The following is a 22086-nucleotide window of genomic DNA, read 5'->3' as shown; positions in this document are numbered from 1 at the left end:
TTCGATGACAATCGTTACTGAAATTTGTATAAATTTGATAAAAATCAAACCTTGAAAAAATACCTTATTCTATATCGTCCATTTTTGGTTTTTCTGACCAAATTTTTCCTGACTTATTTGGTTTTGAGTTTGATGTATCAGGGGTATTTGTCTCTTTTTGATGAGAATTCGGTTGATGTGCTAACTCAATTAGTGGCTAAAAATACCGAACAACTTTTTACATTCTTCAATATTGATTTTTTGGCTAAGGAAATCACAGGGATTCCTTATGTTATGCTGCTTTATAAAGGTCAGTATATGGCCCGGATGATTGAAGGTTGCAATGCTGTGAGTGTCATTGTTTTGTTTGTGTCGTTTGTGGTTTCTTTTTCGGGAAAATTGAAAGCGACTCTGTTTTTTATAATCGGAGGCAGTGTTTTTATTTATGTTTTAAATATAATACGAATTGGTTTGTTGTGTATGGGACTTTATTGGTTTCCGGAGCAGGAATCATTATTGCATGATGTGGTTTTTCCACTGTTTATTTATGGAGTAGTGTTTGTTTTATGGATAGTTTGGGTCAATAAATTTTCATTGTATGCTAAATAAAATTTATACTCATTGTGTCCAACTGCTATTTGCTTTAGGACTGGTTTTTTGTCTGGTACTGGTTCGTTTTTACGAAGAGGAATTGTTCTATGATCCTTTTTTGCTTTATTTTCAAAGTGATTTTAATAATTTGCCATTGCCGGTTTTTGATTCTTTTCTGCTTATCTTAAATTTATTGTTTCGTTATGGTTTGAATATGGTCGTTTCATTAGGATTGTTATATGTGCTTTTCAAAGATGTTACCATGATTCGGTTTTCTTTATTTCTGTATTTAATTGCCTTTGTGTTACTGTTGTTGTTCTTCTTTTCCGTGATTTATTTTTATGGTGCAGAAAATAATTTCTTATTGTTTAATGTTCGAAGATTTTTAATTCAGCCTATTTTTGTTTTACTCTTTATTCCAGCATTTTATTTTCAAAAACGACATTCTGATGCCAAATTATAATTACTAAGCAGTCAAAAAAATCTGGTATAATGCTCGATATAGTATGAAAACAGTTCTGCTGATAATTTTGGGATTATTGAATAGATAATCGGTATTAGTATTTTTTTGTAACTTTAAGAAAGTATTATAGTTGTGAATTAGTATAATTAACAGAATTATGAAAATTGTAAAACATTCAGGAGCAGTTGTTAATTTCAATCCGGAAAAGTTGGAGGCATCGTTATTGAAATCCGGTGCCGACGCATTTACGGCCGAGGGGATTTTGAAAGAAATTAGCAGTGAAATATATGAGGGAATTTCGACTAAAAATATTTACAAGAAAGCATTTGCGCTGTTAAAAAAACACACTCATTCCCATGCTGCCAGATACAATCTCAGAGCCGCAATTGAAATGCTAGGTCCTGAAGGTTTTTATTTCGAAAAATACATAGCGCGACTTTTTGAAGCTGAAAAATACATCACTAAAACCAATGTTGTTTTGCAGGGCAATTGTGTAATGCACGAAGTGGATATTCTTATTAAAAAAAACGATACGGTTGCTATGGTTGAATGTAAATTTCACGGAGGAAAGGAAGCCGCTTCAGATGTTAAAGTACCTATGTATGTTTTCTCGAGATTTAATGATTTAAGACATAAGACTTATAATCTTTTTTCGAATAAAGAAAGAATAACCGATTGCTGGATTGTGACCAATACCCGTTTTACAGCTGATGCTATTGCCTTTGCCGAATGTTCAGGGATTAATTTGCTGAGTTGGGATTATCCGGAAAAAAGAAGCTTAAAATCCCGTAATAATGTTGATTGTTTGTATCCTGTAACCTGTTTGACAACTTTATCCAGGGCTGAAAAAGAAAAAATTTTATTACTGGATGTTATTTTAGTAAAGGAATTAGTTGATAACAGATCGGTTTTAAAAGAAATCGGAATTAGTTCCAACAGGATTAAGAATGTCTTAAAAGAAGTGTCTGAATTGTGCAAGTGTTTTTAATTTAATAGTAGCATTATGAAAATCAAATTTATAGGGGCAGCAGGAACTGTAACAGGATCTAAAACTCTGATTGAGAGCAATGATGGTATTCGCATTTTAATTGATTGTGGATTGTTTCAGGGGATAAAATCTTTACGGGAACTCAACTGGGAACCATTGCCGGTGCTGGCTTCAACTATTGATTTTGTATTGTTAACACATGGGCATTTAGATCATTGCGGCTGGTTGCCCATACTGGTAAATCAGGGATTTAGCGGTAAGATATTTTGCACTGGTCCTACAATGGAAATTGCCAAATTGATATTAGTAGATAGTGCTAAAATTCAGGAAGAAGATGCTAAAAAAGCTAACGAAGAGAGTTATTCCAAACATGAGATAGCACAACCCTTATATACTGTGGAGCAGGCAAAAAAAGTGTTTCCGCTTTTTAATGTCATTCCGCCAGAACAAATATTCGAATTTGATTCAGGAATTAAAGCCGTATTTACTCCGGCCGGACATATTATTGGGGCATGTAGTATCAGTTTGTTTTTAGAAGATAAAACATTGTTGTTTTCCGGGGATTTAGGCAGAGATAATGATGTGTTGTTGTATCCTCCGGTAAAACCTAAAAAAGCAGATTTAGTGTTTTTAGAAAGTACTTATGGAGACCGTTTGCATCCTGATACTGACCCTAAATTAGAATTGGAAGATTATATCAATACCGCATTCAGAAAAGGAGGGACGGTTATTATCCCGAGTTTTGCTGTAGAACGGGCTCAGGGAATTATGTATTTATTGTGGGAGTTGAAAAAAGAAGGACGAATTCCTGATATTCCTTATATAGTTGATTCTCCTATGGGAGTAGGAGCTTTTGAAGTTTTTTTTAATAATCCGAAATGGCATAAATTAAGTATTGCCGATTGTCAGCTAATGAGTAAGATGTTTATCATTAATTCAGATTATGAAGAAACTTTAGCGGCAATTAATAACAAAGGAGCTAAAGTAGTGATTGCTGCAAGCGGAATGATTACAGGTGGTCGTGTTTTGAGTTATCTGGAAAATTATATTGGAAATCCTGATACCACCATTATTATAGTGGGCTATCAGGCTGAAGGAACCAGAGGACGAAAATTAGTCGAAGGTGCTAAGTCGATTAAAATATTTGGTAATTATTATAATGTTCGTGCAAAAATTGTAGCTATAAATGGTTTGTCAGCTCATGGCGATCAGGCTGATTTGTTGAATTGGTTGTCAGAATTAGAAAAGAAACCTAAGAAAGTTTTTTTAGTTCATGGAGAGCCTGCCGCTGCCGATGAATTACGGATTAAAATTAAAGAAGTTTATCGCCTCAATTGCTCTGTACCTCTGATGGGACAGGAATTTGAATTTTAATAAACGCAAAAAATATTAACATTCTTCAAGGAACTTTTTTTATCGTTAATAAAACTTTAAAAAGAAACGAATAAATTGTGGTTCCACTAATTTATTCTTACTTTCACGCCCAAAAATATTTTGAATAAAACCTTGAAGAATGGATAGTTTTGACTGGAAAAATTTAATAGACCCTCTTTTTTATATTCATTTTGATGTAAATGGAATAAAGCTGGGGATTTATATTGTATTGTTTATTGTTTTTGCTGAAACAGGCCTGTTTGCCGGCTTCTTTTTGCCGGGTGATAGTTTGCTTTTTCTTGCAGGTATTTATAATCGGGAATTAATAGAAAATATACTTTTTATCGAAAGCGATTTTGTTAATGTCACTTTATTGTCGTCAATGATTGCCTTAGCAGGGATTTTAGGAAATACTGTGGGGTATTGGTTTGGAGCTAAAAGTGGTTATTATTTGTATAATAAAGAAGATAGTTTTTGGTTTAAGAAAAAATACCTGATTCAATCTAAAGATTTCTTTGAAAGACATGGAGGAAGAGCAATCATTTTTGCCAGATTCCTGCCTATTTTCAGGACTTTTGCACCTATTGTAGCGGGAATTGTGACTATGGATAAGAAAAAATTCATGTTTTTTAATGTTGTGAGTTCCTTATTATGGTCTTTTACATTGATTTTTGCAGGTCATTATTTGTATGGCTTTTTACTTGAAAACTATCAAATTGATTTGAAAGAACACATCGAAATTATTGTCATCGGATTGGTTTTAGTGACTTTATTACCTGTGATTCTTAAACTGGCAAAGAAATTACCGGAATCAAAAGAATAAGAATAGCATTGTCTCGTTTTTGAAATAACGATACATTTTAATAAAAAATCCGTCTTGAAAATCTTCAGGACGGATTTTTTTTGTTTTTACACGAAGTTTTAGATTTTGGATTTTGGAATTTGGAATTTGGAATTTCTGATTTGGAATTTTAATCTATTTATAATTGAAAAATCCGTCCCAATAGCCATCGGGACGGATTTTTTATTTCATTCCAATTTTGGAATTTAGAGAATTTCAGATTTGGAATTTTTGTAAATATTACATCATTCCCGGCATTCCACCACCCATTGGCATTCCGCCGGCAGCTTCTTCCTTGATGTCAATCAATGCGCATTCAGTAGTTAAGATCATTCCTGAAACTGATGCTGCATTTTCTAATGCTACACGAGTTACTTTTTTAGGATCGATAATTCCTGCTTTTAGCATGTCAACATATTCGTTAGTTTTTGCATTGTATCCAAAATCATCAGCTCCTTCAGCTACTTTTGCAACCACTACAGAACCTTCAAGACCTGCATTTTCTACAATAGTTCTCAATGGAGCTTCTACAGCGCGAGATACAATTTGGATTCCGGTAGTTTCGTCAGCATTGTCAGCGACAAGATTGCTTAAGACAGCTTTGGCTCTTAATAAGGCTACACCACCACCAGCAACGATTCCTTCTTCTACAGCAGCACGAGTTGCGTGTAAAGCATCGTCAACGCGGTCTTTTTTCTCTTTCATTTCTACTTCCGAAGCAGCTCCTACATAAAGTACAGCAACACCTCCAGCCAATTTAGCTAAACGCTCCTGTAATTTTTCTTTGTCATAATCAGAAGTAGTAACTTCCATTTGACCTTTGATTTGGTTTACGCGGTTTTTAATCATTTCCGCTTCACCAGCACCACTTACAATGGTAGTGTTGTCTTTGTCAATAGCAACTCTTTTGGCAGTTCCTAACATTTCGATGGTAGTGTTTTCAAGAGTGTATCCTCTTTCTTCAGAGATTACAGTTCCGCCAGTCAAGATAGCTATGTCTTCTAACATTGCTTTTCGTCTGTCACCGAAACCTGGTGCTTTTACAGCAGCAATTTTTAAAGCTCCACGCAATTTGTTTACTACTAATGTTGAAAGTGCTTCACCATCCACGTCTTCAGCAATAATCAATAATGGTTTTCCTGATTGCGCAACCGGCTCAAGTACCGGTAGTAATTCTTTTAATGAAGAAACTTTTTTATCGTATAATAAAATGTAAGGGTTGTCTAGTTCCACTTCCATTTTTTCAGAATTGGTAACAAAATATGGAGAAAGATATCCTCTGTCAAATTGCATTCCTTCAACAACGTCAACAAAAGTATCAGTACCTTTTGCTTCTTCAACAGTGATAACTCCTTCTTTTCCAACTTTTGCGAAAGCGGTAGCGATTAATTCACCAATAACTTCGTCGTTGTTGGCAGAAATAGAAGCGATTTGTTTGATTTTATCAGAATCACTGCCTACCACCTGAGATTGTTTAGCAAGATCAGCAACAATAGCATCAACAGCTTTGTCGATACCGCGTTTTAAATCCATCGGATTGGCTCCGGCAGCAACGTTTTTCAAACCTTCTTTTACGATTGCCTGCGCTAAAACGGTTGCAGTTGTAGTTCCGTCTCCGGCTAAATCATTGGTTTTAGAAGCTACTTCTTTAACCATTTGAGCTCCCATATTTTCTAATGGATCTTTTAATTCGATTTCTTTTGCAACAGAAACACCGTCTTTAGTAACTGTTGGTCCTCCAAAAGTTTTACCAATGATTACATTACGACCTTTTGGTCCCAAAGTTACTTTTACTGCATTTGCTAATGCGTCAACACCACGTTTTAGTCCGTCACGTGCTTCGATATCAAATTTTATGTCTTTTGCCATTTTGTTTTTACTTTATTATTGTTTTAAAAATTTTAATACTTTGTACTTAATTCTTAATACGAATTTAGATTATTGCAAGAATATCGTCTTCTCTCATAATCAAATAGTCCGTTCCTTCTAGTTTTAGTTCGGTACCGGCATATTTTCCGTAAAGTACAGTGTCTCCAATTTTTACGGTCATTTCATGATCTTTTGTGCCATTTCCTACGGCTACAACAGTTCCTTTTTGTGGTTTTTCTTTGGCAGTATCTGGAATAAAAATCCCTGACGCTGTCTTAGTTTCAGCTGCAACTGGTTCAATCAGTACTCTGTCTGAAAGTGGTTTAATGTTTAATGTCATGATTTTTTATTTTAAATTAATTAATTAAATTTTGCTTTTGCTATTCAGAAATTATGCCAGCCTAATTAAACTGCCATTTTTTCTTATGAAAAATGCCAGCTTTGACAGGCTGGCATTTTTTATACTCTATATTAGAATAGTAATTATTTTGCTGGAGCAGCAGGAGTAACCGGAGTTGCAGGTGCAGCTGGTTGTGTAGCCGGTGCAGCAGCTTCGGTATTGTCAATGATTTTAGAATCGGTGTCACTTAAAGAACCGTTAAAGCTTAAGCTTGATAAAATAATCAAAGCAATTAAAACGATACCTAATGTCCAGGTGCTTCGGTCTAAAAAGTCGGTTGTTTTTTGTACACCACCTAACATTTGAGAACCTCCTATAGAAGATGATAATCCACCACCTTTAGGATTTTGAACCATAATTACTACAATTAGTAGAAAACAAACTATAGTTATTAAAACTAAAAAAATTGAAAATGTGCTCATTACTTAATTATTATTGTTTTGTTGTAAAATCTTAATATCCGATATGCGGTCTGCAAAGAAACTACTTTTTTCTGGATATTTCAAAATTAATATTTCATAAGCTTGAATTGCTTTTTGATATTTTTTTTGTTCCAAATATACCTTAGCCAGAGTTTCTGTCATCAGCGAACTGGTGTCTTCTTTATTGATGTCTATGTTAAGGCTGGTTGTAGTTCCTGCTTTTATGGGTGAAATCTTCGGATTGTTTTCAATAAATTTATTGATGATGGATTCTTTTTTCTTTTTTACATCCTCATCCGAAGCTGTGTTTTTTGAACTCTTGTTAGTTTCTGTTTCCCTAATTATAGGTTGTATTCTGGAGAGTTGCAACCATTCCTGAAAAGAATGGGTTTCGTTTTTAGAAAAAGCCAAAGGTTTACCTAATTCTAATTTTTCTTCAGCAGTTTGTGGTGTTTCTTCGACTGGAACAAAATCTTCTTCGATGTTGATTGCAGTAGTGTTTTCGAGTACAATACTATTTTTGTCGATAGTTGTTGTACTCGTCGGGATTACTTCGATACTGTCAATGACATCGATTGAAAGTAATTCATTTGTTTTTTTATCGAATAATTCTTTTTGAATAGCATTAAAACTTTCCGAGCTGATAAAATCAAATAAAATGGCTCTGTCAGTAGTATGTGCTGCCGTAACTTTTAATGCCGAGTTATACTTAAAACTATTTTCGTTGTACAGTCCTTTTAAGCGTAAGGCTCTTGCGCTTTGAAAATAGGGGAATTCATCCAATACTTTCTCTAAAGCAAGAGTTTGCTTTTCGGTAATTGTATTGGGTTTGTTGATTAAATAAGTATAATCGGTTACGTTCATTTTTTGAGTGTTCAGTTTTTAGTTTTTAGTATTCAGTGTTAGTCTGTAAGCTGAAAACTGCTAGCCTTTTGTTACCATTTAGCAAGCGATTCATTAAAAATATCCTGAGTGATTCTTTCAAAAATTTCATCCAATGCTGTATTTAATACAGTGCCCTGCAATTGTGTGGTTGCTGGGAAATCGTAAAAGAATTCAAATGTTTTTTCAAAATCGTCTGCTTCTTTTTTTCTATTTGTAAATCGTACGTTTACTCTGATTTTTAATCGGTTTTGGGCTGCTTGTTGGTCGGCAGTAGCGGTCATTGGACTAATTCGATAATCTACAATTTCACCTTCATAAGTTAAATCGCCACCGTTGCTTACCAAGTTTAGATTAGTTTGATTTTGAAGAAGATCCTGTAAGGCAAGAGTAAAAGTTCGATCAATTCCGGGTTCCACTAAATCAGCATTATTTTGAAAGAAATTAACCTGAAAGGTTTTAGCATCAATTTTTCCTGTTCCTGTAAAGTTATAAATTCCGCAACCATTCAACATGAAAAGACTGATTAATGCGAAAAGAGAATGTATTTTTTTCATACTGTTTATTGAAGAAATTCTAATCCCGAAATTTCGGGATTAAATTCCAAATTCCAATGGTGTTCAAATATAAAAATTGGAATTTGGAATTTTGAAATTGTAGTTTAATTATTTTATAAATCGAATTGTTTGATTTTTCGATACAGCGTTCGTTCCGAAATTCCTAATTCGTCGGCTGCTGCTTTTCTTTTTCCTTTGTTTTTTTCTAATGATTTTTTAATCATTTCGATTTCTTTTTGCTCTAAGCGCAATACTTCCTCTTCTTCAATAGTTTCGGCAAAAAGGTAATTGTCTTCGGGTTCTTTATAATTGTCGGTGTGAGTTGGTGTTACAACAGTGGTAAGAGGTTGTTCTTCAAATTCAATTTCGCTGTCTTCCTTAGAACCGTATATTTTCTGAATCAAATTCGGATTGATGTCCTGAGCTTTTGCAGCGCCGCTTTTCATCAGTTCGAGCGTTAGTTTTTTTAAATCGTTCAGGTCACTTTTCATGTCAAAAAGTACTTTGTATAAAATATCCCGTTCGGTACTGAAATCACTTTCTGCTTTATTGCTTTTAATTACCGATGGCAGGTTGCTGCCTTCTGTTGGTGGTAAATAAGATTGTAAGGTTGTAGCCGAAATATCACGATTGGTTTCCAATACTGAAATTTGTTCGGCAACGTTTCTAAGCTGACGAATGTTTCCGCTCCATCGGTACTTTTGCAATAATTGCACCGCTTTTTCATCTAATTTTAATGGAGGCATTTTGTATTTGTGTGCAAAATCAGCGGCGAATTTTCTAAACAATAAATGAATGTCGTCCTCACGATCTCGCAAAGGAGGTAAGGCAATATCCACAGTACTTAATCGATAATATAAATCTTCACGGAATTTTCCTTTTTCAATAGCATTAAACAAATTGACATTGGTGGCAGCTACAATTCTCACGTCGGTTTTTTGTACTTGTGATGAACCTACTTTTAAGAATTCGCCATTTTCAAGAATACGCAATAAACGCACCTGGGTGGTAAGGGGTAGTTCGCCCACTTCATCCAGAAAAATAGTTCCGCCATTGGCCACTTCAAAATAACCTTCACGAGTGCTGGTTGCACCGGTAAAAGCGCCTTTTTCGTGACCAAAAAGTTCACTATCTATAGTTCCTTCGGGAATAGCACCGCAGTTTACAGCAATGTATTTACCGTGTTTTCTATGTGACAGCGAATGGATTATTCGTGGAATATTTTCTTTACCCACACCGCTTTCTCCTGTTACCAATACTGAAATATCGGTAGGAGCTACCTGAATAGCTTTTTCTATTGCGCGATTGAGCTTTGGGTCATTCCCAATAATCTCAAATCGTTGTTTTATGTTTTGAACTGATTCCATGATGTCATTGCGAGGCACGAAGCAATCTCTTTTTTTGTTAACCGCAAATTCGCAGATTTATTCTTTATTATTTGTCAAAGTATCTTTGACGCTGTTCGTTTGTTCTACTTTATGCTTTGGAAAGTACGTTCTAATGATGTAAAATGTAGCTCCAAATCCGATGATGAAAGTTAGTATTGCTATGAGTATTTGTTTTTTTGTCATTTTGATTCTTTAGTTTGCCACAGATTAAAAAGATTTTCACAGATTTCTTTATTTATAGCATGTATCTTTTATGTTGTAATGATTTTGTTTGAAAATTTACTAATAAACCGATTTCGGAATTAGCTAGTTTTAAATAATTTAATATTTGGGCTATATGTTCATTTGAAAATTCTTTAACCGCCTTTACTTCGAGTATTATATCTTCGTTTACTATAAAATCGGCATAAAATTTATGAGGTAAAATAATTCCTTTGTATTCTATTGAATATTCCTTCTCTCTTTGATAGGGAATGTTATGATTTTTGAATTCAATTTCTAAAGCGTCTTTATAAATTATTTCTAATAAACCGGGGCCAAGATTTCGATGAACTTCCATACAGATTCCTATAATTTTGTATGTTTCTTCTTCTCTATAGCCTTCCATATTGTATTTGTTTTTCTTGCCACGGATTTTTTGGATTAAAAGGATTTAAAAATCTGTGAAAATCTTTTTAATCTGTGGCAATTTTTTTTTAATTCATCTCACTCAAACCAACTGCTTCTCCTTTTAAAGTTCCGCTGGTGCAGCTTGTAATTTTTACATTGACAAAATCACCTATTTTATAATTCTCTTTTGGGAAAACTACCGTAATACTTTGAGAATTTCTGCCTGAGAATTCTTCTTTAGATTTTTTAGAAACTTTTTCGACCAAAACTTCTACGGTTTTCCCGATGAATTCTTCTGAACGGAACCAGGCGTGTTTTTGCTGTAAATCGACAATTTCCTGTAATCTTCTGGCTTTGGTTTCTTCCGGAACATCATCTTCCATCTTTCTTCCTGCTAAAGTTCCTGGGCGTTCAGAATACGAATACATATAACCAAAATTATATTTTACATATTCCATTAAACTCAAGGTGTCCTGATGATCTTCTTCTGTTTCTGTTGGGAACCCAGCAATCATATCCTGCGAAATAGCTGCTTCAGGAATAATCGTTCTGATTTTATCAATCAAAGTCATGTATTCTTCACGGCTATGCAAACGATTCATTTCTTTTAAAATTCGGTTACTTCCTGATTGTACCGGCAAGTGAATGTGTTTACAAATATTAGGATGTTTGGCAATTACATGTAAAACACTTTCGTGCATATCTTGTGGGTTAGAAGTTGAAAAGCGGATACGCATTTTAGGAAAAGCAGTAGCGACCATTTCCAATAGTTGGTCAAAATCTACTGCGGTTGCTTTTTGCATTTCGCTGGCATTTTCAAAATCTTTTTTTAATCCGCCACCGTACCATAAATAACTATCTACATTTTGTCCTAATAGTGTGATTTCTTTAAAACCTTTGTTCCATAAATCCTGAATTTCTGCCATTATACTTTGTGGTTCGCGGCTTCGTTCACGACCGCGGGTAAAAGGAACCACGCAAAAAGTACACATATTGTCGCAACCACGGGTAATAGAAACTAAAGCTGTAATTCCGTTGCTCATCAATCGAACAGGTGAAATATCACCATACGTTTCTTCTTTTGATAAAATGACATTAATCGCATCTCGACCTTCTTCGACTTCACTTAAAAGGTTTGGTAAATCCTTATAAGCATCGGGACCTACAACAAGATCAACTATTTTTTCTTCTTCCAGAAATTGACTTTTCAAACGTTCGGCCATACAGCCCAGAACGCCGACTTTCATTTTCGAGTTAATGCGTTTAACCGCATTGTATTTTTCTAAACGCTTACGGATAGTTTGTTCTGCTTTATCACGAATGGAACAGGTGTTTACCAAAACCAAATCGGCTTCTTCCAGAACTGTTGTTGTATTGTATCCGTTACCGGATAATATAGAAGCAACTATTTCGCTGTCCGAAAAATTCATCGCACAGCCATAACTTTCAATATATAATTTTTTAGTATTCTCTGGTTTGTTTTCCAGTACAAGGCTTTCGCCTTGTTTGCTCTCTTCAATAATCTTTTCCATTGGAGTTGTTTCAAAGCACAAAGATAAGAGAAATCAAACGGATATGACAAGATGTCAGATAAAGAATTAACAAAAAATAAAGGATTTTAGGCTGCTGTTGTACCTTAATATATAATTAAGGCAGGAGCCAAATCTTTCAAAAAAAGAATTGAAAGTCTTTGTATTTAAAAAAATCTTCTACTTTTGTTCCAGAAAAATATAGCAATGGCAAAGAATTTAGTAATAGTTGAGTCACCTGCAAAGGCAAAAACAATCGAGAAATTTTTAGGAAGTGATTTTCAAGTAGAGTCAAGTTACGGGCATATTGCCGACTTGCCATCGAAGGAAATAGGGGTAGATGTAGAACACGGATTTAAGCCTAAATATGAAGTTTCTCCCGATAAAAAAGCCTTGGTTACTAAATTAAAATCTTTGTCTAAGAATGCCGAAACGGTTTGGTTAGCAAGCGATGAGGACCGCGAGGGAGAGGCTATTTCTTGGCACTTGGCGGAAGAGTTAAAATTAGATAAAAAGAAAACTAAAAGAATTGTTTTTCACGAAATTACTAAGAACGCTATTCTTAAAGCGATTGATAATCCGCGTGAGATTGATTATAATTTAGTGAATGCGCAACAAGCCCGTCGTGTCTTGGATCGTCTGGTAGGTTACGAATTGTCTCCGGTGCTTTGGAGAAAAATTAAAGGCGGGCTTTCAGCTGGTCGTGTACAGTCGGTTTCTGTTCGTTTGATTGTAGAACGCGAACGTGAAATTCAGGATTTTAAAGCCATAGCAACTTATTCGGTTGTAGCTGAATTTACCAACGAAGCTGGAAAAGCTTTCAAAGCTAAACTGCCTAAAAATTTCAATACTAAAAAAGAAGCTGAAGATTTTTTAAATAAAAATATTGGCTCTGCTTATAAAGTTTCAGATTTAGAAACAAAACCAACTAAAAAATCACCAACAGCGCCATTTACCACTTCGACTTTACAACAGGAAGCAGCGCGTAAATTGTATTTGCCTGTTGGAATCACGATGCAGTTAGCGCAGCGTTTGTATGAGGCAGGGCTTATCACTTACATGAGAACCGATAGTGTAAACTTGTCTAAGGAAGCAATGGAAGCTGCCGAAGCTGAGATTATAAAATCTTATGGAAAAGAGTTCTCTAAGCCTAGAATATTTGCTAATAAAAGCAAAGGTGCGCAGGAAGCTCACGAGGCAATCCGTCCAACGGATATGTCGCGTCATACAGTAAATATCGACCGGGATCAGGCACGTTTGTATGATTTGATTTGGAAACGAACTTTGGCTTCGCAAATGAGTGATGCGCAATTAGAGCGTACCAATGTTAAAATTGCAGCTAATAATCACAATGAATTGTTTGCCGCATCGGGAGAAGTATTGCTTTTTGAGGGATTCTTAAAGGTATATTTGGAAGGAAATGATGATGACGAGGAAGAACAGGAAGGAATGTTGCCTGCTATGAAGGTTAACGAAAAATTACAGAATAATTACATTACGGCTACGGAACGTTATTCGCGCCCTGCTGCAAGATATACTGAGGCTTCTTTAGTTAAAAAATTAGAGGAATTAGGAATTGGTCGTCCGTCAACTTATGCGCCAACGATTTCTACCATTATCAATAGAAATTATGTTGAGAAAGGGAATCTAGAAGGGCAGGAGCGTAATTATACGCAGCTTACTTTACAATCAGGTAAAGTAGGGGAAAAGTTGTTGAAAGAAAATACAGGTTCGGATAAAGGGAAATTAGTGCCAACAGATATTGGAACGATTGTTACCGATTTCCTGGTTAAGAATTTTGGGAATATTTTGGATTATAATTTTACGGCAAAAGTAGAACAGGATTTTGATGAAATTGCCGAAGGAAATATCGAATGGGCAAAAATGATGCAGGAATTCTATGATCAGTTTCATCCAACAGTAAAGGATGTTGAAGCCAATGCTGATAGGGAAAGCGGAGAAAGAATTTTGGGAATTGATCCTGCAACTGGTAAACCTGTTTCGGTTCGTTTAGGGAAATTTGGTCCAATGGCTCAAATTGGTGATGCTGAAGATGAAGACAAGAAATTCGCCAGTTTAATGAAGGAGCAAAACATTGGAAATATTACTTTAGAGGAAGCTTTGAATTTGTTTTTGTTACCAAAGAACTTAGGGATTTATAAAGACGAAGAAGTAGAGGTTAGTAACGGTCGTTTTGGTCCTTATGTACGTCACGGAAGTGTTTTTATTTCATTGCCAAAAGGCGAAGATCCGTTGGCGGTTACTAAGGAAAGAGCGCAGGAATTAATTGATGAAAAGATAAAAGCCGATGCTCCAATTGCAACTTACAAAGGGGAAGGAGTTCAAAAAGGAACGGGGCGTTTTGGACCGTTTATTAAATGGGGAGGTATTTTTATCAATGTGAGTAAAAAATATGATTTTGATAATTTGTCTCAGGATGATATTGAAACTTTGATTGAAGAAAAATTGCAGAAAAACATTGATAAAGTAATTCATAACTGGGAAGAAGAAGGAATTGTGGTTGAAAAAGCAAGATGGGGACGTTCGGTTATTTTGAAAGGAAAAATCAAAATTGAACTAAGCAAAGATGTGGATGCAACCAAATTAACTCTGGCGGAAGTTCAGGAAATGATTGCTCAAAAAACACCAGCTAAAAAAGCTCCGGCTAAAAAAGCGACAGCGGCTAAAAAACCGGCTGCTAAAAAGACTACAACTAAAAAGAAATAATCATAGCATTTTCCTTTGTTCTCAGGAAGTAAAAACAGAGAATAGTTAATTATGATGGGATTTGATTTTCTGGAACCAATAAATGAAGAAATCTTAGGATGGTTGAAGTCATTAAGCTCTCAGCAACTGGGGAGTAAGGTGGTTTTTCATACCAAAGAAGAATTTCCGGATTTGGATAAGATTAAGATTGCTTTGATAGGTGTTTTGGAAAATCGGGGGAGTGATGCTATTGAAAATTCAGGTGATTTATCGGTTATCAGGCAGGAATTGTATAGTGTGTTTCCGGGAAACTGGGCTACTACAATTGCTGATTTAGGTGATATTTTGCCGGGTAATTCAAAGGAAGATACTTATTTTGCTTTGCGCAAAGTGGTTTCTGATTTGATTAGAAAAAAAATAATCCCTGTGATTATTGGTGGTTCTCAGGATTTAACCTACAGCATGTATCGTGCTTATGACGAATTGGAACAAATGGTGAATTTGGTTGCCATTGATAGTAAATTCGACTTTGGAAAAGAAGAAGAGTTAATGTCGGGCAATTCGTATTTGTCTCAAATGATTATTGATGAGCCGAATAATCTATTTAATTTTTGCAATATTGGTTACCAAACCTATTACAATTCTCAGGAAGAAATTGATTTAATCGAAAAGTTGTTTTTTGATGCCTATCGTCTTGGGGAAGTTTCGAATAATATTGCCATTGCTGAACCTGTTTTCAGAGATGCAGATATTGTGAGTCTGGATTTGAACTCTGTGAAATCCGCTGATTCCGGAAATTTTGTTTCGTTTGCACCGAATGGTTTTAACGGAAAGGAAATTTGTGCTTTGGCACGATACGCAGGAATTAGTGATAAAGTGACCACATTTGGTGTTTTTAATCATCATAATTCTCATCAGGAGGCTGTTTTAATCACTCAGATTATTTGGTATTTTATAGAAGGTTTTCAATATCGTTCTAATGAATATCCTTTTGGCAGCAGGGAAAATTATATTAAATACAGTGTTCCTATAGATAATGAAACTTTGGTTTTTTACAAAAGTGACAAAACCGATCGTTGGTGGATAGAGATACCTTTTGTTTCCAATGGGAATAATAAATTGAAGAGAAATACGTTATTACCTTGTTCTTACGAGGAGTATTTAGGGGCTTGTAACCAGGAGTTGCCTGAGAGATGGTGGAAAGCACAAAGAAAAAATGTGTTATAAATGGATTTTGTGATATTTATAGAAGTAAACAGTTTTTTGTAGTAATAGTATTATTTAAAAATGTTGTTTGTTAAAAAAATACGTTTTTAATCGTATTTTTTTTGCTTTTTGTCGATAAAATATTTTTTTTGTATTTTATTTAACCTTACTTTTGGGTAAAGTTTAATTAGAGAAAAAAAATATTGTTTTATTAATAAATAATAAATAGGTTTACAAACTAAATAGTAAAGAATATTATAACCCGAATTTATATGAAGAAGTTCATTGCATTTATGGCAATTTTGTCACTTTTAATAAGCTGTGGTAAATCAAGTGATAAAGGAGAATTGGTCGGTGTTAAAGGAGCAAAATGGCATCCGGAAAAGCCTTATGGTATGACTTTAGTGCCGGGAGGAGCCTATATTATGGGTAAATCTGATGAGGATGTTGCGGGAGTTCAGGATGCGCAAACAAAAACAGTAACGGTTCGTTCTTTTTACATGGACGAAACAGAAATTACTAATAGTGAATACCGTCAGTTTGTGGAATGGGTAAAAGATTCTACAATCAGAATGAAGTTGGCTATTTTGGCTGATGAGACTGGTGCAAAAGCAGGTGATTCTAGAGGAAAAGGTAAAAATGCCGGAAGTATTGGTGATTTTGCTTTTAACGATGCAGATCCTGAGAAGATGACTGCTTACGACAAGTACATGTATGATAATTATTACAGCGTGGGTACAGCAGAAGATCCTTACGCCGGTAGAAAATTAAACAGAAACATCAAATTAATTAAAGATCCTAAACAATATCCTGATGAATACTATGTGGAAGTTATGGATTCAATGTATATACCTATTGAAGAGTCCTATAACGGTTTGCGTAGTATTGATGTAGAAAAATTGAAATTCCGTTATTCATGGATGGATATTCAGGCTGCTGCTAAGGCAAAAGTGGGTAAAAGAAAAGATTTTATCAGGAATGAGGAGGTAAAAGTTTATCCGGATACCACAGTTTGGATTAAAGACTTTACTTATTCCTATAATGAGCCAATGCACAACGACTACTTTTGGCATAAAGCTTATGGCGATTATCCGGTAGTAGGTGTTAAATGGACACAGGCTAAAGCTTTTTGTGCATGGAGAACTTTGAATAAAAATACTTATATCAAATCCAAAAAAAGTGGTCGTGATTTAATTAACTCATTCCGATTGCCTACAGAGGCAGAATGGGAATATGCTGCCAGAGGAGGTTTAGAATCGGCTACTTATCCTTGGGGAGGACCTTACACTAAAAGTGACAGAGGTTGTTTCTTAGCTAATTTCAAACCTAACAGAGGAGATTATGCTGCCGATCAGGCTTTATATACAGTTGAAGCAAAATCCTATGAGCCAAATGGGTATAATTTATACAATATGGCTGGAAACGTTTCTGAATGGACGGATTCTTCTTATGACCCGAATGCTTACGAATATGTATCTACAATGAACCCAAATGTTTTAGATGCATCTAATAAACGTAAAGTAGTTCGCGGAGGATCATGGAAAGATGTTGCTTATTTCCTTCAGGTAAGTACCAGAGATTATGAGTACGCTGATTCAGCAAGAAGTTATATCGGATTTAGAACTGTTCAGGATTACATGGGTGTTCAAAACACAGGTAACGGGACAGGCAGCGCAAGAAATAACAGATAATAATACCCCTAGAATTAATTAAATAAAACCTACACAAACTTTAAAAACTAAAAATTATGGCATTATTAGGAAAAAAAGCAATGAATTTTGCATACGGTATGGGAGCAGCAGTTGTAATTGTTGGAGCTCTTTTTAAAATTACACACTTTGAAATCGGACCATTGACAGGTACAGTAATGCTTTCTGTCGGATTGTTAACAGAAGCATTAATATTTGCGCTTTCTGCATTTGAACCTGTAGAAAATGAATTAGACTGGACGTTGGTTTACCCTGAATTGGCTAACGGAACACCAAATGCAAATAGAAAATCTAAAGCAGAATCTCCTTCTGAGGCTCAGGGATTGTTGTCTCAAAAATTAGATGCGATGCTTAAAGACGCTAAAATTGACGGCGAATTAATGGCAAGCTTAGGAAATAGTATTAAAAACTTTGAATCAGCTGCTAAAGGAATTGCTCCTGCTGCTGACGGAATTGCTGCTACAAAAAAATACAGCGATGAATTATCAATGGCTGCAGCTCAGATGGAAGCTTTAAATAGTTTGTACAAAGTACAATTAGAGAGTGCTTCAAGAAATGCTGAAGCAAATAAAGAAATTGCAGAAAATGCTTCTAAATTAAAAGAACAAATGCAGTCAATGACAGCTAATATTTCTTCATTGAACCAAGTTTACGGAGGAATGCTAACTGCTATGAGTAATAAAGGATAATAATTAGTCTTTAAATAAGTATTGAGAAAAAATTACCACAACTAATTATTAGAAAATATGGCAGGAGGAAAACTTACCCCTAGACAGAAGATGATTAACCTGATGTACCTGGTTTTCATCGCTATGTTGGCAATGAATGTTTCAAAAGAAGTGATATCAGGTTTTGGATTGATGAACGAAAAATTTGAAAGTTCTAATGTTAATTCAAAACAAACTAACGATCAAATGTTACTTGCTTTAGATACTAAAGCAGCAGAAGCTAAAGGTGAATTTGCAGTTGCAGCTCAAACAGCTCATAAAGTAAAAACAATAACCGATAATTTCTTTAATTATATTGCTTCTTTGAAAGAGCAGGCAACTAAAGGTTTTGAAGTGGATTCAGAAACAGGTAAATTACCTTATGAAGACATGGACAAAGGTGATAATGTTGACGATTGGTTTACAGGAGAAGGTTACTCTAAAAAAGGAAAAGAAATTGTTGCAACTATAGAAAAGTACAAAGCAGATATTAAAGCTGCTTTAGGTACTGAAAAAAAATATAGTGGTATTATCAAAGAGGTTGAAGAGAAATTTGATCTTTCAGATGTAAAAAACAAAGAAGGTTTAAAAGATAAGTATTTATCTTATCACTTTAAAGGTTTTCCGGCTATTGCAACTATTGCAAAATTGTCTTCCTGGCAAAATGATATCAACAAAGTGGAATCAGATGTGTATAGTATTGCTTTAGGTAAAGCAGCTGTTGAAGCAGCTTCTTACAGTAATTATCAAGCCATTGTTGTTTTAGACAAAAATGCTTATTTCCAGGGAGAGCAGGTTAAAGGTAAAGTGGTTTTAGGTCGTTATGATGAAAATACAAAACCTACTTCTTTTTCAGGTCCCGGAAAAATTGTTAATGGTCAGGCAGTTATTTCTTTGACAGCTGGTGGTGTTGGAGAGCAAACAATTGGAGGTCAGTTTACTTTTGCTGAAGACGGAAAAACGATTCCATTAAAATTCTCTGGTAAATATGTTGTAGTTCCAAGACCAAATTCAGCTACTATTTCTGCTGATAAAATGAATGTAGTGTATAGAGGAGTTTCAAATCCAATCTCTATTTCGTTTGCAGGAATTCCGGATAAAGATGTGAATGCTTCTGCTCCTGGTTTATCTAAGTTAGGAAATGGAAAATTCGTAATGAATCCGCAAGGAGGAAATGAAGTTGTAATTAACGTATCAGGTAAAATGGCTGATGGTAAAGTTGCTTCTGATAAAAAAGTATTCAGAATCAAAGGTATTCCAGGCCCAACAGGTACTATCAGAGGTGAAATGGGTGTAGTTAAAGGACCTAAATCTAACCTTGAAATTGCTACTATTGGTGCTAAATTAGTTGATTTTGATTTTGATGTTAATATAGATGTTGTTGGGTTTAATTTAAAAGTTACAGGTCAGCCTACAGTGGTTGTTCAGGGTAATAAATTAAATGCACAATGTAAATCGGTTCTTTCTAAAGCAGTGAGAGGTGATCAGGTTACTATTTCTGAAATTAAAACAAGATTAGTTGGTGCAGGTGGTTATTTATTGCCAAGAACGGCTCCTGTTATTTTTGAAATTCAATAATACATTTTACCATCAAGGTAAATACATCCATTCTTATTAATGATACTATGATGAATATGAGAAATTTTTTGATAATTGCAATCTCTTTAATTGGAGGAGTGGCTTCTTATGCTCAGTCTAATTTGCTGAATGCTAGAATTCCTGAAGAAATTGGTTTGAAAACTAAGGCTCAACAGATTTCAGATAATGATAAACCGTTAGCTTATGGTTATGTTCATGATAGAGATGTATTGATGGGTAGGATGGTATGGGAAATTATTGATTTGAGTGAGAAAATTAATTTTCCGCTTTATTTTCCTATTGATACCGCTAATATTGGTTCCAACAGACGTTCTTTATACGATGTTCTGACCAGAGCAATAAAAGAAGAAAGAATTACGGAAGTGTATTCAGATAGTTATTTCAATACTAAGAAAACCTTCAAAGATATTCAGGCTTCATTGAGTCGTATTGATACTACTGATGCTGGTAGAGAGCAAATCAATGCGGGACAAAAAGTTTCTGAAGAATACGTTATGAGATCTGATTTGACGGCTCAGGATGTAACCCAATATAAAATCAAAGGATTTTGGTATTTTGATAAACGTCAAAGTGAACTGAAATACCGTTTGCTGGGTATTTGTCCCGTTACGCCGGATGTTTATACCATGAATAATGAGGAGAAAGATTATATTGAGCTTTTCTGGATATTTTTCCCGGATGCTCGAGAGGTGCTGCATGAAGCTAAATCTTTTAATAACAAAAACTCAGCAATGCCTGTTTCTTTTGACCAAATCTTAAATTCAAGACGTTTTAACAGTACAATTTACAAAGAAGAAAACGTGTATGGCGATAGAGAAATTAAAGAATACATGAAAGATAATGCACAGAGCCAATTATTGGAAGCCGAACGTGTTAAAGAAAAGATTCGTGATTTTGAATCAGATATGTGGAATTATTAATTCCTTATTATAATAACTATAAAAAACTCTTACCTGATGGTAGGAGTTTTTTGTTTTAAGCAAAACACAGTCGTTTTTTTAGTAACCGCAAATTTGCAAATTTTAAAATAATATTCTTTTAGCGACTAAACTGAATTGATAATAGAAGTAGTTTTACAAGTTTTGATTTTGTGAAATATTGCCATTGGCGATTAATATCAACATTAGAATCATTTTTAAATTTGCGAATTTGCGGTAAATTTACTCATGTGTTTGGCTTGTTTTTTCTCTATTTTTGCTTTTTATTTTAATGGTATGATTGATTATTTAGTAGTAGGTTGTGGTTTAGCCGGAATTTCATTTTCCGAAATTGCTTTGGCAAATAATAAAAGTATTGCTGTTATTTCTGATGAATCGCAAAATTCATCCAAAATTGCAGGTGGTTTATATAATCCGGTTATTTTAAAACGTTTCAGCGAAGTTTGGCAAGCACAGGAACAATTGGTTTTAATGAATCAGTTTTATGTCAATTTAGAGCAAAAACTTAAAATAAAAGTAGATTTTAAAACGCCTATTTTACGAAAATTCTTTTCTATTGAAGAGCAGAATAATTGGTTTGCAGCTTCTGATAAACCGTCTTTAGTACCTTTTTTATCGACTTCGATTATAACAAAAAAATATGCTGGTATTGATTCACCGTTTAATTATGGCGAAGTTTTACATACAGGATATGTTGATACCGCTTCTTTATTGGAGCATTATAAAAGTTATCTTTTGCAGGAGCAGTTTTTACTACAGGAATCTTTTGATTACGAAGCTTTGGAAGTTTTTCCGGAAAGTATTCGCTATAAAAATATTGAAGCCAAACATATCATTTTTGCCGAAGGTTTCGGCTTGCATGCGAATCCGTATTTTAATAGTTTGCCTTTGGACGGAACCAAGGGAGAGCTTTTTATAATTAAAGCTCCTGAATTGAATTTGGATGTTATTATTAATACTTCCGTATTTATTCTTCCACTTGGCGACGGGTTATTTAAAGTTGGTGCTACTTACAATTGGAAAGACAAAACCGATACGCCTACCGAAGAAGGAAAACAGGAATTAGTAGAACGTATCAGGGAAATTATTAATTGTAACTTTGAAATTGTATCACACTTTGCAGGCGTTCGTCCTACGGTAAGAGATCGCCGGCCATTAGTAGGTACACATGCTGATTACAAATCCATTCATCTTTTGAATGGATTAGGAACCAGAGGAGTGATGCTGGGACCGGCAATGGCAAAAGCTTTATTTGATGCTATAGAAAATGGAATTCCTTTGGATAAGGAAATCAATATTAAACGATTTGAACCTAAAAATAAAAGCTAG

21 protein-coding genes are annotated in these 22086 nt (G+C 34.7%); 12 read left to right on the top strand and 9 right to left on the bottom strand.

The features are described from left to right. The first annotated feature begins 51 nt into the window (after nucleotides 1–51). The 5 genes from xrtF (at nucleotide 52) to IEV84_RS13065 (ending at nucleotide 4218) form a co-directional block, all read left to right on the top strand. On the top strand, nucleotides 52–588 hold the full coding sequence (gene xrtF / locus IEV84_RS13085) for an exosortase family protein XrtF (protein WP_188494721.1): 537 nt from the start codon (nucleotides 52–54) through the stop codon (nucleotides 586–588). Further along, the gene (locus IEV84_RS13080) at nucleotides 578–1033 is read left to right on the top strand and encodes an exosortase F system-associated membrane protein (RefSeq protein ID WP_188494720.1); all 456 of its coding nucleotides are present in this window, start codon (nucleotides 578–580) and stop codon (nucleotides 1031–1033) included. Before xrtF ends, IEV84_RS13080 begins: the two co-directional genes overlap by 11 nt. A gap of 157 nt (nucleotides 1034–1190) precedes the next feature. Continuing rightward, a complete protein-coding gene (locus IEV84_RS13075; protein WP_188494719.1) occupies nucleotides 1191–2021 on the top strand; it encodes a restriction endonuclease in 831 nt (276 codons plus the stop codon). Between the two features lie 15 nt (nucleotides 2022–2036). After that, nucleotides 2037–3395, top strand: coding sequence for an MBL fold metallo-hydrolase (locus tag IEV84_RS13070; RefSeq protein ID WP_188494718.1), 1359 nt, complete (start codon nucleotides 2037–2039; stop codon nucleotides 3393–3395). A gap of 139 nt (nucleotides 3396–3534) precedes the next feature. Further along, a complete protein-coding gene (locus IEV84_RS13065) occupies nucleotides 3535–4218 on the top strand; it encodes a DedA family protein (protein ID WP_188494717.1) in 684 nt (227 codons plus the stop codon). Between the two features lie 258 nt (nucleotides 4219–4476). Here the strand turns inward: IEV84_RS13065 and groL are convergent, their stop codons facing one another. The 9 genes from groL to miaB form a co-directional block, all read right to left on the bottom strand. Continuing rightward, nucleotides 4477–6105, bottom strand: coding sequence for a chaperonin GroEL (gene groL, locus IEV84_RS13060; protein ID WP_188494716.1), 1629 nt, complete (start codon nucleotides 6103–6105; stop codon nucleotides 4477–4479). 64 nt (nucleotides 6106–6169) lie between these two features. Then, nucleotides 6170–6445 (bottom strand): co-chaperone GroES, encoded by a 276-nt coding sequence (locus IEV84_RS13055; RefSeq protein WP_071184975.1) that lies wholly within the window; start codon nucleotides 6443–6445, stop codon nucleotides 6170–6172. 143 nt (nucleotides 6446–6588) lie between these two features. Further along, on the bottom strand, nucleotides 6589–6927 hold the full coding sequence (gene secG / locus IEV84_RS13050; protein WP_188494715.1) for a preprotein translocase subunit SecG: 339 nt from the start codon (nucleotides 6925–6927) through the stop codon (nucleotides 6589–6591). Between the two features lie 3 nt (nucleotides 6928–6930). Then, nucleotides 6931–7791, bottom strand: coding sequence for a tetratricopeptide repeat protein (locus IEV84_RS13045; RefSeq protein ID WP_188494714.1), 861 nt, complete (start codon nucleotides 7789–7791; stop codon nucleotides 6931–6933). Between the two features lie 71 nt (nucleotides 7792–7862). Further along, nucleotides 7863–8366 (bottom strand): LptE family protein, encoded by a 504-nt coding sequence (locus tag IEV84_RS13040; protein ID WP_188494713.1) that lies wholly within the window; start codon nucleotides 8364–8366, stop codon nucleotides 7863–7865. Between the two features lie 113 nt (nucleotides 8367–8479). Beyond that, nucleotides 8480–9733: a sigma-54 interaction domain-containing protein gene (locus IEV84_RS13035; protein ID WP_188494712.1), complete on the bottom strand. Its 1254-nt coding sequence runs from the start codon at nucleotides 9731–9733 to the stop codon at nucleotides 8480–8482. A 57-nt stretch (nucleotides 9734–9790) separates the two neighbouring features. Further along, complete coding sequence (locus IEV84_RS13030; RefSeq protein ID WP_188494711.1) at nucleotides 9791–9937, bottom strand: hypothetical protein; 147 nt, start codon at nucleotides 9935–9937, stop codon at nucleotides 9791–9793. A gap of 52 nt (nucleotides 9938–9989) precedes the next feature. Next, on the bottom strand, nucleotides 9990–10361 hold the full coding sequence (locus IEV84_RS13025; protein WP_188494710.1) for a GxxExxY protein: 372 nt from the start codon (nucleotides 10359–10361) through the stop codon (nucleotides 9990–9992). 88 nt (nucleotides 10362–10449) lie between these two features. After that, nucleotides 10450–11895: a tRNA (N6-isopentenyl adenosine(37)-C2)-methylthiotransferase MiaB gene (miaB, locus tag IEV84_RS13020; protein WP_188494709.1), complete on the bottom strand. Its 1446-nt coding sequence runs from the start codon at nucleotides 11893–11895 to the stop codon at nucleotides 10450–10452. A 204-nt stretch (nucleotides 11896–12099) separates the two neighbouring features. On the opposite strand from miaB, the gene topA reads away from it, so the two are divergent. The 7 genes from topA (at nucleotide 12100) to IEV84_RS12985 (ending at nucleotide 22086) form a co-directional block, all read left to right on the top strand. Beyond that, nucleotides 12100–14619: a type I DNA topoisomerase gene (topA, locus tag IEV84_RS13015; RefSeq protein ID WP_188494708.1), complete on the top strand. Its 2520-nt coding sequence runs from the start codon at nucleotides 12100–12102 to the stop codon at nucleotides 14617–14619. A gap of 54 nt (nucleotides 14620–14673) precedes the next feature. Beyond that, nucleotides 14674–15825, top strand: a complete 1152-nt coding sequence (locus tag IEV84_RS13010; protein WP_188494802.1) for a formimidoylglutamase — start codon at nucleotides 14674–14676, stop codon at nucleotides 15823–15825. 251 nt (nucleotides 15826–16076) lie between these two features. Continuing rightward, nucleotides 16077–17495 (top strand): T9SS ring complex lipoprotein PorK/GldK, encoded by a 1419-nt coding sequence (porK, locus tag IEV84_RS13005; protein ID WP_188494707.1) that lies wholly within the window; start codon nucleotides 16077–16079, stop codon nucleotides 17493–17495. Nucleotides 17496–17551: 56 nt separating this feature from the next. Further along, complete coding sequence (gene porL, locus IEV84_RS13000; RefSeq protein ID WP_188494706.1) at nucleotides 17552–18202, top strand: type IX secretion system motor protein PorL/GldL; 651 nt, start codon at nucleotides 17552–17554, stop codon at nucleotides 18200–18202. 57 nt (nucleotides 18203–18259) lie between these two features. Continuing rightward, nucleotides 18260–19798, top strand: a complete 1539-nt coding sequence (gene porM / locus IEV84_RS12995) for a type IX secretion system motor protein PorM/GldM (RefSeq protein ID WP_188494705.1) — start codon at nucleotides 18260–18262, stop codon at nucleotides 19796–19798. Nucleotides 19799–19848: 50 nt separating this feature from the next. Continuing rightward, nucleotides 19849–20739, top strand: a complete 891-nt coding sequence (gene porN / locus IEV84_RS12990) for a type IX secretion system ring subunit PorN/GldN (RefSeq protein WP_188494800.1) — start codon at nucleotides 19849–19851, stop codon at nucleotides 20737–20739. Between the two features lie 294 nt (nucleotides 20740–21033). Then, nucleotides 21034–22086 carry an NAD(P)/FAD-dependent oxidoreductase gene (locus IEV84_RS12985; RefSeq protein WP_188494704.1) on the top strand — a complete coding sequence of 351 codons (1053 nt, stop codon included), beginning with the start codon at nucleotides 21034–21036 and terminating at the stop codon, nucleotides 22084–22086.

Source organism: Flavobacterium palustre, assembly GCF_014639535.1.
Classification (GTDB): domain Bacteria; phylum Bacteroidota; class Bacteroidia; order Flavobacteriales; family Flavobacteriaceae; genus Flavobacterium; species Flavobacterium palustre.
Note: the sequence above shows the minus strand (reverse complement) of the source record. Positions and strands in the feature narration are given on the sequence as shown.

What these genes read in the sequence shown, in the direction of transcription:
- IEV84_RS12985 (WP_188494704.1), top strand. Translation starts at nt 21,034, where the DNA reads ATGATTGATTATTTAGTAGTAGGTTGTGGTTTAGCCGGAATTTCATTT.
- miaB (WP_188494709.1), bottom strand. Translation starts at nt 11,895, where the DNA reads ATGGAAAAGATTATTGAAGAGAGCAAACAAGGCGAAAGCCTTGTACTG.
- IEV84_RS13080 (WP_188494720.1), top strand. Translation starts at nt 578, where the DNA reads ATGCTAAATAAAATTTATACTCATTGTGTCCAACTGCTATTTGCTTTA.
- IEV84_RS13030 (WP_188494711.1), bottom strand. Translation starts at nt 9,937, where the DNA reads ATGACAAAAAAACAAATACTCATAGCAATACTAACTTTCATCATCGGA.
- groL (WP_188494716.1), bottom strand. Translation starts at nt 6,105, where the DNA reads ATGGCAAAAGACATAAAATTTGATATCGAAGCACGTGACGGACTAAAA.
- IEV84_RS13035 (WP_188494712.1), bottom strand. Translation starts at nt 9,733, where the DNA reads ATGGAATCAGTTCAAAACATAAAACAACGATTTGAGATTATTGGGAAT.
- porN (WP_188494800.1), top strand. Translation starts at nt 19,849, where the DNA reads ATGAATATGAGAAATTTTTTGATAATTGCAATCTCTTTAATTGGAGGA.
- porM (WP_188494705.1), top strand. Translation starts at nt 18,260, where the DNA reads ATGGCAGGAGGAAAACTTACCCCTAGACAGAAGATGATTAACCTGATG.
- IEV84_RS13070 (WP_188494718.1), top strand. Translation starts at nt 2,037, where the DNA reads ATGAAAATCAAATTTATAGGGGCAGCAGGAACTGTAACAGGATCTAAA.
- IEV84_RS13025 (WP_188494710.1), bottom strand. Translation starts at nt 10,361, where the DNA reads ATGGAAGGCTATAGAGAAGAAGAAACATACAAAATTATAGGAATCTGT.
- IEV84_RS13045 (WP_188494714.1), bottom strand. Translation starts at nt 7,791, where the DNA reads ATGAACGTAACCGATTATACTTATTTAATCAACAAACCCAATACAATT.
- porK (WP_188494707.1), top strand. Translation starts at nt 16,077, where the DNA reads ATGAAGAAGTTCATTGCATTTATGGCAATTTTGTCACTTTTAATAAGC.
- IEV84_RS13065 (WP_188494717.1), top strand. Translation starts at nt 3,535, where the DNA reads ATGGATAGTTTTGACTGGAAAAATTTAATAGACCCTCTTTTTTATATT.
- IEV84_RS13010 (WP_188494802.1), top strand. Translation starts at nt 14,674, where the DNA reads ATGGGATTTGATTTTCTGGAACCAATAAATGAAGAAATCTTAGGATGG.
- topA (WP_188494708.1), top strand. Translation starts at nt 12,100, where the DNA reads ATGGCAAAGAATTTAGTAATAGTTGAGTCACCTGCAAAGGCAAAAACA.
- porL (WP_188494706.1), top strand. Translation starts at nt 17,552, where the DNA reads ATGGCATTATTAGGAAAAAAAGCAATGAATTTTGCATACGGTATGGGA.
- IEV84_RS13040 (WP_188494713.1), bottom strand. Translation starts at nt 8,366, where the DNA reads ATGAAAAAAATACATTCTCTTTTCGCATTAATCAGTCTTTTCATGTTG.
- IEV84_RS13075 (WP_188494719.1), top strand. Translation starts at nt 1,191, where the DNA reads ATGAAAATTGTAAAACATTCAGGAGCAGTTGTTAATTTCAATCCGGAA.
- secG (WP_188494715.1), bottom strand. Translation starts at nt 6,927, where the DNA reads ATGAGCACATTTTCAATTTTTTTAGTTTTAATAACTATAGTTTGTTTT.
- IEV84_RS13055 (WP_071184975.1), bottom strand. Translation starts at nt 6,445, where the DNA reads ATGACATTAAACATTAAACCACTTTCAGACAGAGTACTGATTGAACCA.